Source organism: Streptomyces sp. DG2A-72 (assembly GCF_030499575.1).
In the GTDB taxonomy this organism is placed as follows: Bacteria; Actinomycetota; Actinomycetes; order Streptomycetales; family Streptomycetaceae; genus Streptomyces.
Genome location: NZ_JASTLC010000001.1, coordinates 3,109,421 through 3,124,984 on the forward strand (window position 1 = coordinate 3,109,421; position 15,564 = coordinate 3,124,984).

Genomic DNA, 15,564 nt, shown 5'->3' on the forward strand with positions numbered 1-15,564 from the left:
CCCCACCGCCGACTCCGAGAGACGTAGCGTGCTCATACGACTTCTGCGGACCTATCTCAGGCCCTACCGGAAACCCATCGCTGTGCTGGTGCTGCTGCAGTTCCTGCAGACCTGCGCCACCCTCTACCTGCCCACGCTGAACGCGGACATCATCGACAACGGTGTCGTGAACGGAGACACCGGCTACATCCTTTCCTACGGCGCCCTGATGATCGGCATCTCGCTGGTGCAGGTCGTCTGCAACATCGGTGCCGTGTACTACGGCGCCCGTACGGCGGCGGCGCTCGGCCGCGACGTCCGGGGCGCCGTCTTCGACCGGGTGCAGTCCTTCTCTGCCCGTGAGGTCGGTCAGTTCGGGGCGCCCACGCTGATCACGCGTACGACCAATGACGTCCAGCAGGTGCAGATGCTGGCGCTGATGACGTTCACGCTGCTGGTGTCGGCGCCGATCATGTGCGTGGGCGGCATCGTGCTGGCGCTGGGCCTTGATGTGCCGCTGTCCGGGGTGCTGGTCGCGGTGGTGCCGGTGCTGGGCATCTGCGTGACGTTGATCGTGCGGCGGCTGCGGCCGCTGTTCCGGACGATGCAGGAGCGGCTGGACACCGTGAACCGGGTGCTGCGCGAGCAGATCACCGGCAACCGGGTGATCCGCGCCTTCGTCCGCGACGAGTACGAGCAGCAGCGTTTCCGGCACGCGAACGCCGAGCTCACCGAGGTGTCGCTGGGCACCGGCAAGCTGCTGGCGCTGATGTTCCCGATGGTGATGACGGTGGTGAACCTGTCGTCGATCGCGGTGGTGTGGTTCGGCGCGCATCGCATCGACAACGGCAGGATGGAGATCGGCGATCTGACGGCGTTCCTCGCCTATCTGATGCAGATCGTGATGTCCGTGATGATGGCCACCTTCATGTTCATGATGGTGCCGCGCGCGGAGGTCTGCGCCGAGCGCATCGAGGAGGTGCTGGACACCTCCTCCAGTGTGGTTCCGCCGACCGCGCCCGTGGTCAAGCTGCTCCGGCACGGGCATCTGGAGATGCGCGGGGCCGGGTTCCGCTACCCGGGTGCCGAGGAGCCGGTACTGAAGGCCGTCGACCTGGTGGCACGGCCCGGTGAGACGACCGCCGTGATCGGCTCGACCGGCAGCGGCAAGTCCACGCTGCTGGGGCTGGTGCCGCGGCTGTTCGACGCGACCGACGGGAAGGTGCTCGTCGACGGCGTCGAGGTGGCCTCCCTCGAACCGAAGCTGCTGGCGAAGACGGTCGGGCTCGTCCCGCAGAAGCCGTATCTCTTCGCGGGCACCGTGGCGACCAATCTGCGGTACGGCGATCCGGACGCGACGGACGAGGAGCTGTGGCACGCGCTGGAGGTGGCGCAGGCCAAGGAGTTCGTGGAACGGCTCGAAGGCGGGCTCGACGCGCCGATCGCGCAGGGCGGCACGAACGTCTCCGGTGGTCAGCGGCAGCGGCTCGCGATCGCGCGGACGCTGGTCCAGCGGCCGGAGATCTATCTCTTCGACGACTCCTTCTCCGCGCTCGACTACGCCACCGACGCGGCGCTGCGTGCCGCGCTCGCTCTGGAGACCGCCGAGGCGACCGTCGTGATCGTCGCCCAGCGGGTGGCGACCATCCGGGACGCGGACCGGATCGTCGTACTCGACGGAGGGCGGGTGGTCGGGACGGGCCGGCACCACGAGCTGATGGCGGACAACGAGACCTACCGGGAGATCGTGCTCTCCCAGCTGACGGAAGCGGAGGCTGCCTGATGGCCGGGCCTATGGGGCGGATGATGGCCGGGACCGGCCCCGAACACCGCTCGATGGACTTCAAGGGGTCGGGCAAACGGCTCGTCACCCACTTCAGACCGGAGCGGTTCACGATCTACGCGCTGCTGCTGTGCGTGCTGGTGAGCGTCGGCCTGTCGGTGGTCGGGCCGAAGATCCTCGGCCACGCGACCAACCTGGTCTTCGCGGGCATCGTCGGGCGGCGGTTCCAGGCCGGGTCCACCAAGGAGCAGGTGCTCGAGGCCATGCGGGAGCGGGGCGACGGCTCGGTCGCCGACATGCTCCGCAGTACGGACTTCACACCGGGCCAGGGCGTCGACTTCGATGCGGTCGGCTCCGTACTGCTGCTCGCGCTGAGCGTGTTCGTGGTGGCGGGGCTGTTGATGCTGGTGGCGACACGGCTGGTGAACCGTTCCGTCAACCGGACGATGTACCGGATGCGTGAGGACGTGCAGACGAAGCTGTCGCGGCTGCCGCTGTCGTACTTCGACAAGCGGCAGCGCGGTGAGGTGCTGTCCCGCGCCACCAACGACATCGACAACATCGGGCAGACGTTGCAACAGTCGATGGGCCAGCTCATCAACTCCGTGCTCACCATCATCGGTGTGCTCGCGATGATGTTCTGGGTGTCCTGGATCCTCGCGCTGGTGGCGCTGGTGACCGTGCCGCTGTCGTTCGTCGTCGCCACCCGGGTCGGGAAGCGGTCGCAGCCGCACTTCGTGCAGCAGTGGCGGTCCACCGGGAAGCTCAACGCGCACGTCGAGGAGATGTACACCGGGCACACGCTGGTGAAGGTGTTCGGGCGGCAGGACGAGTCGGCGCAGCAGTTCGCCGAGCAGAACGACGCGCTGTACGAGGCCGGGTTCAAGGCGCAGTTCAACAGCGGGATCATGCAGCCGCTGATGATGTTCGTGTCGAACATCAACTACGTGCTGGTCGCGGTGGTCGGTGGCCTGCGGGTCGCGTCCGGCTCGCTGTCCATCGGTGATGTGCAGGCCTTCATCCAGTACTCCCGGCAGTTCTCCATGCCGCTCACGCAGGTCGCGTCGATGGCGAACCTCGTGCAGTCCGGGGTCGCGTCGTCCGAGCGGATCTTCGAACTCCTCGACGCCGAGGAGCAGGAGGCCGATCCGATGCCTGGCCGGCGCCCCGAGGAGCTGCGCGGGCGGGTGGCACTGGAGCATGTGTCCTTCCGGTACGACCCCGAGAAGCCGCTCATCGAGGACCTCTCCCTCAAGGTCGAACCCGGGCACACGGTCGCGATCGTCGGGCCGACCGGCGCGGGCAAGACCACGCTGGTCAACCTGCTGATGCGGTTCTACGACGTCTCCGGCGGGCGGATCACCCTCGACGGCGTCGACATCGCGCGCATGTCCCGGGACGAACTGCGCGCCGGGATCGGCATGGTGCTCCAGGACACCTGGCTGTTCGGCGGGACCATCGCCGAGAACATCGCGTACGGGGCGTCCAGGGAGGTCACCCGGGGCGAGATCGAGGAGGCGGCTCGGGCGGCGCACGCGGACCGGTTCGTCCGGACGCTGCCCGACGGGTACGACACGGTGATCGACGACGAGGGGACGGGGGTCAGCGCGGGTGAGAAGCAGCTGATCACCATCGCGCGGGCGTTTCTGTCCGATCCGGTGATCCTGGTGCTGGACGAGGCGACGAGTTCCGTGGACACGCGAACCGAGGTGCTGATCCAGAAGGCGATGGCGAAGCTGGCGCATGGGCGTACGTCGTTCGTCATCGCTCATCGGCTGTCGACGATTCGGGATGCCGACACGATTCTGGTGATGGAGAACGGGGCGATCGTGGAACAGGGGGCGCACGGGGAGTTGTTGGCGGCCGACGGGGCTTATGCGCGGTTGTACAAGGCGCAGTTCGCGCAGGCGGTGGCTGAGGTGGACTGAGCGGGTGCCCGGCGTCGGGGCTGGGGCGGGGAGGGGGCGCAGCCCGGCGCGACGGGGTGCCGCTGCGCCCACCCGTGCCGCCCCAAGCGGCACGACTGCCCGCAGCTACGTCAGTCGAGATAACCCCTCAGCTGGTCTGCGAACGCGTGGTCCCTCAGTTTGTTCAGGGTCTTGGACTCGATCTGGCGGATTCGTTCCCGCGTGACGCCGAAGATGCGGCCGATCTCCTCCAACGTGCGGGGGCGGCCGTCCGCCAGGCCGTAGCGGAGTTGTACGACCTTGCGCTCGCGTTCGCCGAGGGTGGAGAGGACGGCCTCCAGGTGCTCCCGGAGGAGGAGGAACGCCGCCGACTCCACCGGGCTTGCCGCGTCCCCGTCCTCTATCAGGTCGCCGAGCGCTACATCGTCCTCCTCGCCCACGGGGGCGTGCAACGACACGGGTTCCTGGGCCAGGCGCAGGACCTCGCTGACGCGCTCGGGCGGGAGGTCGAGGTGGGCGGCGACCTCTTCCGGGGTGGGTTCGTAGCCGCGTTCCTGGAGCATGCGGCGCTGGACGCGGACGACACGGTTGATCAACTCGACCACGTGGACCGGGACTCGGATCGTGCGGGCCTGGTCGGCGAGGGCGCGGGACATGGCCTGGCGGATCCACCAGGTGGCGTACGTGGAGAACTTGTAGCCGCGGGCGTAGTCGAACTTCTCCACCGCGCGGATGAGTCCGAGGTTGCCCTCCTGGACGAGGTCGAGCATGGTCAGCCCGCGGCCGACGTACCGTTTCGCGACGGACACGACGAGCCGCAGGTTCGCCTCGATGAGGCGGCGCTTGGCCATCCGGCCCATGACCACGAGTTTGTCGAGGTCGAGGGCGAGCTGACTGTCCAGGTCGGGAGCGCCGGCGAGCTTCTCCTCGGCGAACAGGCCGGACTCGACACGGCGGGCGAGTTCGACCTCCTCGGCCGCGGTGAGCAGGGGGATGCGGCCGATCTCGCGGAGGTACTGGCGGAACAGGTCCGAGGACGGGCCGCTGGTGTCGGCACGGCCCCGCGGAGGTTCCACGGGCTCGGGTTCCGCCGCTTCGACTTGCGGTTCCGCCGCTTCCTGCGGGGCCTCCGGCTCCGCCTCGGGGTGGTGCACGACACGGCTCTGCGGCGGAACAGCGACGAGCACGTCGGTCTCCGCGTCCGGCTCCGTGATGTCGGTCTGGGTCAGGGTCTGGGTCTGCACGGGGGCGACCTCCAGGATGATCGCTGCTGAGGTGTGCGGCAGCGCTGCTTCAGGGGCGGAGTCGGCGGCCACGCCGCTGTCCGTCCCGTACGCGATGAGCGGAACCGCGGGGGTGTGGGATCCGTTGGGGACGGATCGGCCGCGCTCCGAGGACTCAGGCACCGGAACCCAGTGTGGAGTACGACACATCGCCGCCACGAGGGGCGTGCGGTGACTTTTTGAGTCCGGTCCGTGACCGCGTGGTTACCCTCGCGGAAAACCTGGGCCCTCGTTCGCGCCCTGATCTGCGACGATCCGAGGGCGTCCGGTTCCTTGTGGGACCGGCCGATGCCCTCTTGTCGGGTTCCCCGTCATATGCCGGGGAACCGGCCAGGGGCCAAGAGGAACCGGCAGCGGGCCAAGCGCTCCGCTGATATGCGGGTCGTTCACCGCGGGCCGGTGGGGGCTGGTCGCGCAGTTCCCCGCGCCCCTTCGGGGCGCGGCCGAACCGCAGTGGACTTCGCCCGACCTGCTTAGAGCGCCGCCACGCCCCGCTCCCGCAACGCCTGCCCGTACTGCTGGAGCACCCACAACTCGTTCTGTACGGCCGCCAGTTGGGCCGGGTCGCCGCCGTTGGTGAGGCGGGTGAGGGTGCCCTGGATCTCCTGGATGCGGCGGTCCACGGCACGGCGGCGGACCATGACGAGCTGATCGCCGGCGTAGATCTCGTCGACGGTGCGGCGCATGATCGCCTCCACCGCCAGCTCCGTCACCATCGCGCGGACCTGGTCGTCGGGGGCGGCCTCGCGGACGCGGACCAGGTACTCCTGCGGGTCCTGGATGCCGTACTCCGCGCCGCCCGCGTCCATGACGGCCTGGCGTACGGCGGCGTAGGGCGGGGCGGTGAACTCGTCGACGCCGTATGCGTCGAAGGCCGGGGAGACCAACTCGGGGCGTTGGAGGGCGAGTTTGAGGAGTTCGCGTTCGGTGGCGTACACGGGGTTGCGGAGGTTCAGGGCCGGGCCGGAGGGGGCGCGGACCGTGTCGTACTGCTGCGTGTGGCGCTGCTGGGCGGGGGCCGGGCCCTTGCCGCCGCGGTCCCTGGCCCAACGCGCCAGCTGGGCGACCCGCTTGACCACGAACTGGGTGTCGAGGATGCCGAGCATGCCCGCGAGCTGGACGGCGACCTCGTGCTGGGCTCCGGAGTTCTTGATGCGGGCGACGATCGGCGCCGACTCGTCGAGCGCCGAGGCGCGGCCCGCGGGGGTGTCGAGGTCGTAGCGGCTGACGATCTGGCGGAGCGCGAACTCGAAGAGGGGCGTGCGGGGTTCGACCAGGTCGGCCACCGCCTCGTCGCCCTTGGCCAGGCGCAGCTCGCAGGGGTCCATACCGTCGGGCGCGATCGCGATGTACGTCTCGGCGGCGAACTTCTGGTCGTCCTCGAAGGCGCGCAGGGCCGCCTTCTGGCCGGCCGCGTCGCCGTCGAAGGTGAAGATCACGCGGGCCGAGCCGTTGTCCATCAGGAGGCGGCGGAGGATCTTGATGTGCTCGCCGCCGAAGGCCGTGCCGCAGGTGGCGATGGCGGTGGTGACGCCGGCGAGGTGGCAGGCCATGACGTCCGTGTAGCCCTCGACGACGACCGCGCGGCTGGTCTTGGCGATGTGCTGCTTCGCGAGGTCGACGCCGTACAGGACCTGGGACTTCTTGTAGATCGCCGTGTCGGGGGTGTTGAGGTACTTGGGGCCGTTGTCGGACTCGTACAGCTTGCGGGCGCCGAAGCCGACCACGTCGCCGGCGATGTCGCGGATCGGCCACATCAGCCGGCCGCGGAAGCGGTCGATGGGGCCGCGGCGGCCCTCCTGGGAGAGGCCGGACAGGAGCAGTTCCTTGTCGGAGAAGCCCTTGCCGCGGAGGTAGCGGGTGAGGTGGTCCCAGCCCTGGGGGCTGTAGCCGACGGAGAAGTGCTCGGCGGCCGACTGGTCAAAGCCCCGCTCGGCGAGGAACTTACGGCCGGTGTCGGCCTCCGGGCTGGTCGCCAGCTGCTCCACGTACCACTGCGCGGCGATCTTGTGGGCCTCGACCAGGCGGATGCGTTCGCCGCGCTGGTGGGAGGGGTTGTACCCGCCCTCCTCGTACCGCAGGGTGATGCCGGCCTGGCCGGCGAGGCGCTCGACCGCCTCCGAGAAGGAGAGGTGGTCGACCTTCATCACGAACGTGATGGTGTCGCCGCCCTCCTGGCAGCCGAAGCAGTGGAAGAGTCCCTTGCTCGGGCTGACCTGGAAGGACGGTGACTTCTCGTCGTGGAACGGGCAGAGGCCCTTCATGTTGCCGCCGCCCGCGGGGCGCAGCTGGAGGTACTCGGACACGACGGCGTCGATCGGGACCGCGTCCCGAACCGCCTTCACGTCGTCGTCGTTGATCCGTCCTGCCACGCGTGAATTCTACGGGGGTGCGCTGACACTTACGGGACGAGGTTTTCGAGTGGAACGTGTGGATCCGCCAGTGCCTCCGTGTCTACCCGGGCGCTGGACCGGATCAGCTGCTGGATCGGGTCTGTGACGTCCCACACATTCACGTTCATCCCGGCCAGTACGCGGTGCTCCTTCACCCAGAAGGCGATGAATTCCCGCTTTCCGGCGTCTCCCCGGATCACCACTTCGTCGTACGTGCCCGGGGGCGCCCAGCCGGAGTACTCCATCCCGAGGTCGTACTGGTCGGAGAAGAAATAGGGCACACGGTCGTAGGTGACGTCCCGGCCGAGCATCGCGCGGGCCGCCGCCGGGCCGCCGTTGAGGGCGTTGGCCCAGTGCTCGACGCGTACGCGGGTACCGAACAGGGCGTGCGGGAACGCGGCGACATCGCCGGCCGCGTAGATGTCGGGGTCGGAGGTGCGCAGCTGTTCGTCGACCAGCACGCCGCCGCCGTACGCGCGCTCGGCGATGTCGAGCCCGGCCGACTCCGCGAGGGCGACGCGCGGGGCCGCGCCGATCGCCGCGAGGACGTCGTGCGCGGGGTGTTCCTCGCCGTCGTCGGTGCGGGCGGCAAGGACCATGCCGTCCTGGCCGGTGATCTCCGTCAGCCGCGCGCCGAAGTGGAAGCGGACACCGTGCTCGCGGTGCAGCTCGGCGAAGAGAGTGCCGAGTTCGGGGCCGAGGACGCCGTGCAGCGGGGTCGGCTCCGGCTCGACGACGGTGACCTCGGCGCCGTACTCCCGGGCCGCCGCCGCGACCTCCAGGCCGATCCAGCCGGCGCCGGCGATGACGAGGTGGCCGTTGTCGCGGCCCAGGGAGGTCAGGACGCCCTTGAGGCGTTCGGCGTGGGCGAGGCGGCGCAGATGGTGGACGCCCGCGAGGTCCGTGCCGGGGATGTCCAGGCGGCGGGGCTCGGCGCCGGTCGCGAGGAGCAGCCTGTCGTAGCGGACAACGGTGCCGTCCTCGCCGAAGCGGACCGTCTTGGCCGTACGGTCGATGGCGTCGACGGTCTGGCCGAGGTGCAGCTCGATGTCGTTACGGGCGTACCAGGCGGGCTCGTGCACGAAGACGCTGTCGCGCTCCTCCTTGCCGAGCAGATAGCCCTTGGAGAGGGGCGGGCGCTCGTACGGGTGATCGCGTTCGTCGCAGATCAGTATCACGCGGCCGTGGAAGCCCTCCGCGCGGAGTGTCTCGGCCGCCTTCGCGCCGGCCAGTCCGCCTCCGACGATGACGAATGTCTGATCCGCGTCGACCACTTGATGCCTCCTCGTAACGAAGCCGCCACATGCGAGCGTCCCGCACGGAGCGTGATGGGGGAAGGGGGAGTGGCCCGATCAGGCCACGGAGGGTCACATTCGGGCTTGTTTCACCTCACTGCCGACCCGTGAGTCTCTGGTGCAACGATCGCGCCGACGCGTCCGTGAGCGACGCGATCTGGTCGACGATCACGCGTTTGCGGGCGCGGTCGTCGGGCGCCCGGTCGAACAGGGCACGGAACTGGGGGTCGAGTCCGTCGGGCGCGCGGGTGGTGAGCGCGTCGGCGAGTTCCGCGACGACGATGCGCTGGTCGGCGCGGAGACGTTCCTGTTCGGCGCGCTGCATGACGTACCGGTCGGCGACCGCCTTGAGCACGGCGCATTCGAGGCGGACCTCGCGCGGTACGACGAGTTCGGCGTCGTATCTCGTGAGGCGGCCGGTGCCGTACGCCGCGCGCGTGGCGGCCTCCGCGCCGAGGCAGAAGCGGCCGATGAGCTGGCTGGTGGCGTCCTTGAGGCAGGCCTGGGCCACGGCCGTGCCGTCGTAGCCGTGCGGCCACCAATCCTCGTCCAGGAGGCGGTCGAGGGCCTCGGCGAGTTCGGCGCGGTCGGTGTCCGAGGGGAAGTAGCGGCCGATGGCGACCGTGAAGACCGCCTGCCGTTCCGGTTCGGCGTGCAGGCAGTTGGGGTCGATGTGGCCGGCGTGCAGGCCGTCCTCGACGTCGTGCACGGAGTAGGCCACGTCGTCGGACCAGTCCATGACCTGGGCCTCGAAGCAGGTGCGGGTGCCGGGGGCGTCCTTGCGGACCCAGTCGAAGACGGGGCGGTCGTCGTCGTAGACGCCGAACTTCCGGGACTTGGGGTCGGCGGGGTGGGCGCCGCGGGGCCAGGGGTATTTGGTGGCCGCGTCGAGGGCGGCTCGGGTGAGGTTGAGGCCGACGGAGCCCTCCGGGGTGAACCGTTTGGGCTCGATGCGGGTGAGGAGTCTCAGGGACTGGGCGTTGCCCTCGAAGCCGCCGCAGTCTTCCGCGAATTCGTTGAGGGCCTGTTCGCCGTTGTGGCCGAAGGGGGGGTGGCCGAGGTCGTGGGAGAGGCAGGCGGCTTCCACCAGGTCGGGGTCGCAGCCGAGGGCTGCGCCTAGTTCTCGGCCGACCTGGGCGCACTCCAGGGAGTGCGTGAGGCGGGTGCGGGGGCTGGCGTCCCAGACCGAGGAGCTGCCCGGCGTGACGACCTGGGTTTTTCCTGCGAGCCTTCTGAGCGCGGCGGAATGCAGGATGCGGGCACGGTCGCGCTGGAAGGCGGTTCGGCCGGGGCGCTTGTCCGGTTCGAGGGCCCAGCGTTCGGTTGACTGCAGGTCGTACGGCATGTCTCGACAGTAATCGCAGGTGGTGGCGAACGGAGTGCGCCTTTGCGTCTGCCGGGTGCGGTTATCTGGCGAGTGCGGGTTGTGGGTGGCTGGTCGCGCAGTTCCCCGCGCCCCTTAGGTACGTCCAGTCAGCCTGCGTTGTCAGTGCCTCGTCGTAGCGGTGCAGGACCAGGCGGGCCATCGCCGGGTGGGTGCCCAGGGGGGCCGACGCTATCCAGGGGGCCGCCTCCGCGCACTGCGTCGCGAAATAGCCGGGGGCCGTGAAGTAGCTCGCTACGGCCACCCGGCGGCAGCCTCGGGATGTCAGGGCTTGTACCGCTTCCTGGACCGTGGGCTTCGCTGCCGACGCGTACGCGGGGATCACCGGTACGCCCAAGCGGTCGGCCAGCAGTTGTGCCGTGCGGCCTGTGTCTGTTGCCGCGTCGGGGTCGCGGGAGCCTGCCGCGGCCAGGACCACTCCGGTCTTTTCCGCACCCTTGCGCCAGCCCGCCTCGATCAGGCGGTCGTGGAGAGCGTCCACGAGGAGGGGGTGGGGGCCGAGGGCGGTGGCGACGCGGGTGCGGGCCGGGGCTGTGGCGGCCATGTCGGGGATGTCGCGCTTGACGTGGTAGCCGCGGCTGAGGAGGAGCGGTACGAGGACGGCTTCGGAGGTGCCGAGGGCGGCGAGGGTGTCCGGGAGCAGGGGCTCGTTCAGCTCGATGTGGCCGAGACGGACGGGCAGGCCGGGGCGCAGTTCGCGGACGCGGTCGACGAGGGCGGTGACCGTGCGCAGGGTGCGCGGGTCGCGGCTGCCGTGGGCCACGAGGACCAGGGCCGGCTCGGGGCGTCGCCTGCCGTCGCGGGAGACGAGGCTGAGCTGGTCGGCGAGCTGGCTGGTGATCCGGTTCATGAGGTGCGCCGTACTGTCGAGGTGGGCCCCGTGGGGGAGGGTCGTGGACTCGTCGTGAAGTGGTTTCGACGCCGTCATGAACCGATGGTGGCGGCGGGAGGTTGCCACCCCGTTGCATGGGCGTCACGGGTCTTTTCGCGGGGTTCACGGTGGGGGGCACGGGGTGTGTGAGGTGACGTGACCTGCGGATTCGGTGGGAGCGTGAAGCTGGTCACATGGCCGGGGCCGAACCGGAGCGGCCGTACGGGACGTCTGTGACTGTCGAGAACCCACCAGGGAGGGACCGTGAAGGTGCGCAGACCCCGTCTGCCTCGTACCCGTACCGGGCAGCGGCGGCTGGTGCAGGCCGTGATGCTCGGGTGTGTGCTGGCGCTGCTGCCCGCGACCTGGATGTACGTGGTGGCCGGCGACCGGCTGCGGACCACGGCGGACGTACCCCGCACCGAGGTCGCGGTCGTCTTCGGTGCGGGTCTGTGGGACGGCGAGCCGTCGCCGTATCTCGCGCACCGGCTCGACGCGGCGGCCGAGCTGTACCGCGAGGGCCGTATCGAGGTCGTCCTCGTCACCGGCGACAACAGCCGCGAGGACTATGACGAGCCCGACGCGATGCGCACCTATCTGACCCGGCGGGGCGTGCCGGACGTGCGCATTGTGAGTGACTACGCGGGGTTCGACACCTGGGACTCCTGTGTCCGCGCGAAGAAGATCTTCGGGGTGGACCGGGCTGTGTTGATCAGTCAGGGCTTCCATATCCGGCGGGCGGTCGCGCTGTGCCAGGAGGCGGGGGTGTCGTCGTACGGCGTCGGGGTGGACGCTGTGCACGACGCGACCTGGTACTACGGCGGTGTCCGGGAGCTGATCGCCGCCGGGAAGGCCGCTGTGGACGCGGTGTTCGAGCCGGACCCCCGGTTCCTCGGACCGCGGGAACCGGGGGTGGCTCGGGCGCTCGCTAGCGCCCGGTGAAGTGCGGGGCGCGTTTCTCCAGGAACGCGCCCATGCCCTCCTTCTGGTCCGCGGTCGCGAACAGGGCGTGGAACACCCGGCGTTCGAAGCGGATGCCGTCTCGCAGGCCGGTCTCCAGGGCCTGGTTCACGCATTCACGGGCCGCGGTGACCGCCGCGCGGCCGTACGAGGCGATGGTCGCCGCCGCTTCGAGGGCCTCCGGCAGGACCCGGTCGTCGGGTACGACGCGGGAGACGAGACCGCAGCGTCCAGCCTCCCGTGCGTCCATGGTGCGACCGGTGAGGATCAGGTCCATCGCCTTGGCCTTGCCGACCAGCCGGGTCAGGCGCTGGGTGCCGCCGATGCCCGGGATCACCCCGAGCTTGATCTCCGGCTGGCCGAACACCGCCGACTCGCCCGCGATGACGAGGTCACACATCATCGCCAGCTCACAACCGCCGCCCAGGGCATGTCCGTTGACGGCGGCGATCTTCGGCGTACGGAGGTCGGCGAAGTCCTCCCACGCGGAGAAGTAGTCCTCCGCCGCCATCTCCGCGGCCGACTTCCCCGCCATCTCCTTGATGTCGGCGCCGGCGGCGAACACCTTCTCCGAGCCGGTGACGACGAAGCAGCCGACCTCGGGGTCCGCGTCCAAGGAGCGCAGGGTGTCGAGGAGTTCGGTCAGCAGCTCGGTGTTCAGTGCGTTGAGCACGTGCGGCCGGTGCAGTCGGACGGTCACCACTCGGGCGTGCTGTTCGACTTTCAGGTTTCTCATGGGATCTCCCTTCAAGGGATTCTGTGTTGACGAGTCGTCTACGAGTCCCAGATCGCTCCGTACGCCGGAATCCCGCGCCGCTCCAGCCCGTGTACGACCTGCCAGGTGAGCTTCTTGTTGGAGATGCAGATCACCGCCTCGGCACCGAAGTCGCGGTACGCGGCGTACGCGAGGCGCACCATGTCGGGCTTGCCGTGCCGGGAGGTGTCCCATATGAGGGCGTCGGGCTGGACGGCGAGGATCTCGTCGACGAGGGCGTCGCCGTACGTCGTGCGGGGATCGCGGGTCGCCCAGACCAGGCGGGAGGGGACCTCGGCGGCGAGGAGATGGGGCAGGCAGGGGCCGATGCCGCTGCCGGTCGCGACGTAGATCACCTTCTTGAACAGGACCTCGATGTTGGCGACGCCTGCCGTGGTGATGCCCTTCACCCACACCCTGGGCGGCAGGTCGTCGATGAACGAGCCCGTCCAGTCGCCGGCCCGCGAGATGGTGAGCCGGAAGCCGGGCTCGCCGGGGGCCGGGACGTTGGCGAAGGAGTGCCATTCCCGTAGCGGGCTGCGGCTGATCGCGGTCGAGGAGCCCGCGAAGGGGGTCTCGCCGTGGTCGAAGCGGGCCAGTACGACGTGGCGGGAGGGGCGTTCGAGACGGACGGCGACCCTGCGGAGCCGTAGCCAGGGCAGGGCGACGCTGAAGGTGACGACCGCGAGGACGGTGACGGGTACCGGCCCGGGGGTCGACATGAGCGTGTGCGTCCAGAAGAGGGCCAGGGCGGTCCAGCCGCCGAAGCGGTGGATCTTCTCGAAGTGGTCGTGGTGGCGGGAGCGGAAGGGCGGCAGGGCGGTGGCGACGATGACGGTGAGGAGGGCGATCAGGGTCCAGCTCACGGTCCTGAGCGGCGCACTGGCCGGCCCATGGGTCGTCCTGATCGTGAGCGCCAGGAACCAGCCCGCCCCCGCCAGCGCCCCGCCCATATGCAGCCCGCCGAAGTGGTACACCTTCCCCAGTGTCCAGCGGATCTTCAGCGGCCAGTTCGTCGGCGCCCAGGTCGCCAGCCGGAAGAAGAGGTTGATGACGTACTGCTGTCGTACGAGGACGGCGAGCGCGAGGTTGGCGAGGGCCGCGTGGCCGAAGGTCTCGGTCGACAGGGGCCAACGGGCGTACAGGAAGGCGAGGTTGGCCAGGATCACCAGTGCCGCGAGCCGGTTGTAGTGCATCAGGCGTGGGTGCTTGAGCAGGCGACGAGGGCCGGCGACGAGCGGGGGCAGCTCGGTGGTGTCCTGCCGTGTCCGCGGAGGTGAGGTGGTCATCGGGCCACCGCCATCCGCTCTTCGACCATCCGCAGCAGCGCCGTCTTGTCGATCTTGCCGCGGTCGGTCTCGGGGAGGAAGGGCAGGGGCAGGACCTCGTCGGGAACGCAGTAGTACGGCAGGGCGTCGGCGACGGCGCCGCGGGCGGTGTCCGGGTCGACGTCGGCGGGGCAGACGAAGGAGACCAGCGTGCGGGCGTCCCGCTTCAGGGTCACCGCGCGCCGGCAGCCCGGCACCGACTCCAGCACCGAGGACACGGAGTCGAGCTCGACGCGGAAGCCGCGCACCTTGACCTGGTCGTCGGTGCGGCCGAGGTGTTCCAGTTCGCCGTCGGAGGTCCAGCGGCCGAGGTCGCGGGTGCGGAACATACGGCGACCGCCGCCGAGGAAGGGGTCGGGGGCGTATCTCTCGGCGTTGAGCCGGTCATCGCCGAGGTATCCCGCCGAGACACAGTCACCGCCCGCCCACATCTCGCCGATCTCGCCGATGGGCAGCGGGCGGCGGGCGGCGTCGAGGACGTAGACCGTGTTGTTGGGGGTGGGCCGGCCGATGGTGAGGAGTGGGTCGGCCGGGTCGTGGCGGCGCATCGTGTTGACGATGGTCGTCTCGGTGGGGCCGCAGCAGTTGTGGAAGGCGGCGCGGGCGGCCCAGGCGTCGGCGAGCGGGCGCGGGCAGGGTTCGCCCGCCACCGCGACCGTGCGGACGCGCGGGCAGGCGGCCGGGTCGATGCCGGACAGGACGGTCGGGGTGGCGATCAGGACGTCGGCCGTACGGGCCGCCGCCGCGATGTCCTTCCCGCGGATCACGAGGGTGCCGCCATGGGCGAGGCAGCCGAGGATCTCCCAGGCGGCCATGTCGAAGGCGATGTTGAGGAGTTGGGCGACCCGGTCGCCGGGGCGGATGCCCAGGTCGCCGGGGGCGGTGAGGAGGATGTTGGCGACGTTGCGGTGGGTGACCTTCACGCCGTTGGGATGGCCGGTGGTGCCGGAGGTGAACAGGACGTAGCAGCCGTCGTCGGGGCTGATGTGCGGGCGGGGGGCGGTCGCAGGGGGCAGGGGTGTGTCCAGGGCGATCACGCGCGGGCCCCGCGGCATACGGGCCGCGTGTTCCGCGACGGTGAGGACGACGCGGGTGCGGGCGGTGCGGACGACGTGGGCGAGCTGGGCGGGGGGCGCGAGCCCGATGTCCTGGGGGACGTAGGCGGCGCCCGCCTTCAGGATGCCGAGCAGGCCGACGAGCATCGGGAGGGAGCGGCGTACGAAGAGGCCGACATGATCGCCGGGCCGTATGCCCTCGCGGGCCAGGCGGGCGGCGAGGGCGTCGGCGTGGCGGTCGAGCTCGCCGTAGGTGATCAGCGCGCCCTGGTGCTCGGCGGCGATGGCGTGCGGGGTGGCCACGGCGTGCCGTTCGACGGCGCGGTGGACGAGGGGGTCCGGGACGGGAACCGTGGGGCCGCGACCGTACTCTCGGAAAAGGTGCTGGTCATGGCGGGTTAAGTGGCGCAGGGGCATGACTGGGGTACCTCCTGGCTATTTCGCTTGACGGGCTGTTTCGATGGCAGTTGCTTGCCTTGCCGGATCCGGGATGAGCGGCGGGCATGCCCGGTATGTCGAACGCCGTACGGAGTCGCGCGAGGGCCCGACTGTAGAGGCCGGTCCTCCAACAC

The 15,564-nt window shown here is 70.1% G+C and carries 11 protein-coding genes; 3 read left to right on the plus strand and 8 right to left on the minus strand.

Annotated features, from left to right (window positions below):
- The first annotated feature begins 28 nt into the window (after positions 1 to 28).
- Positions 29 to 1,762 (plus strand): ABC transporter ATP-binding protein, encoded by a 1,734-nt coding sequence (locus QQY66_RS14935; protein ID WP_301980800.1) that lies wholly within the window; start codon positions 29 to 31, stop codon positions 1,760 to 1,762.
- Entirely contained in the window at positions 1,762 to 3,690 is a 1,929-nt protein-coding gene (locus QQY66_RS14940; RefSeq protein WP_301980801.1) for an ABC transporter ATP-binding protein, read from the plus strand. The genes QQY66_RS14935 and QQY66_RS14940 overlap by 1 nt, the downstream gene beginning before the upstream one ends.
- 110 nt (positions 3,691 to 3,800) lie before the next feature.
- Here the strand turns inward: QQY66_RS14940 and QQY66_RS14945 are convergent, their stop codons facing one another.
- From QQY66_RS14945 to QQY66_RS14965, 5 genes are all read right to left on the minus strand, one after another.
- On the minus strand, positions 3,801 to 5,075 hold the full coding sequence (locus QQY66_RS14945) for an RNA polymerase sigma factor (RefSeq protein ID WP_301980802.1): 1,275 nt from the start codon (positions 5,073 to 5,075) through the stop codon (positions 3,801 to 3,803).
- A gap of 350 nt (positions 5,076 to 5,425) precedes the next feature.
- Positions 5,426 to 7,324 carry a DNA primase gene (gene dnaG, locus QQY66_RS14950; protein WP_301980803.1) on the minus strand — a complete coding sequence of 633 codons (1,899 nt, stop codon included), beginning with the start codon at positions 7,322 to 7,324 and terminating at the stop codon, positions 5,426 to 5,428.
- 29 nt (positions 7,325 to 7,353) lie between these two features.
- Entirely contained in the window at positions 7,354 to 8,619 is a 1,266-nt protein-coding gene (locus QQY66_RS14955) for an NAD(P)/FAD-dependent oxidoreductase (protein ID WP_301980804.1), read from the minus strand.
- Between the two features lie 115 nt (positions 8,620 to 8,734).
- Positions 8,735 to 9,985 (minus strand): deoxyguanosinetriphosphate triphosphohydrolase, encoded by a 1,251-nt coding sequence (locus tag QQY66_RS14960; RefSeq protein ID WP_301980805.1) that lies wholly within the window; start codon positions 9,983 to 9,985, stop codon positions 8,735 to 8,737.
- 61 nt (positions 9,986 to 10,046) lie between these two features.
- The gene (locus tag QQY66_RS14965; protein ID WP_301980806.1) at positions 10,047 to 10,952 is read right to left on the minus strand and encodes a sirohydrochlorin chelatase; all 906 of its coding nucleotides are present in this window, start codon (positions 10,950 to 10,952) and stop codon (positions 10,047 to 10,049) included.
- Between the two features lie 207 nt (positions 10,953 to 11,159).
- Between QQY66_RS14965 and QQY66_RS14970 the strand changes: the two genes are divergently transcribed.
- A complete protein-coding gene (locus QQY66_RS14970; RefSeq protein ID WP_301980807.1) occupies positions 11,160 to 11,837 on the plus strand; it encodes a vancomycin high temperature exclusion protein in 678 nt (225 codons plus the stop codon).
- On the opposite strand, the gene QQY66_RS14975 is transcribed toward QQY66_RS14970, so the two are convergent.
- Genes QQY66_RS14975 through QQY66_RS14985 form a run of 3 tightly spaced genes read right to left on the minus strand, consistent with a single transcriptional unit; the run spans position 11,824 to position 15,409 of the window.
- On the minus strand, positions 11,824 to 12,591 hold the full coding sequence (locus tag QQY66_RS14975; RefSeq protein WP_301980808.1) for an enoyl-CoA hydratase-related protein: 768 nt from the start codon (positions 12,589 to 12,591) through the stop codon (positions 11,824 to 11,826). The genes QQY66_RS14970 and QQY66_RS14975 overlap by 14 nt on opposite strands.
- Before the next feature lie 38 nt (positions 12,592 to 12,629).
- Positions 12,630 to 13,898, minus strand: a complete 1,269-nt coding sequence (locus tag QQY66_RS14980) for a hypothetical protein (protein ID WP_301980810.1) — start codon at positions 13,896 to 13,898, stop codon at positions 12,630 to 12,632.
- Complete coding sequence (locus QQY66_RS14985; RefSeq protein WP_301980811.1) at positions 13,895 to 15,409, minus strand: amino acid adenylation domain-containing protein; 1,515 nt, start codon at positions 15,407 to 15,409, stop codon at positions 13,895 to 13,897. The genes QQY66_RS14980 and QQY66_RS14985 overlap by 4 nt, the downstream gene beginning before the upstream one ends.
- Positions 15,410 to 15,564 lie beyond the last annotated feature (155 nt).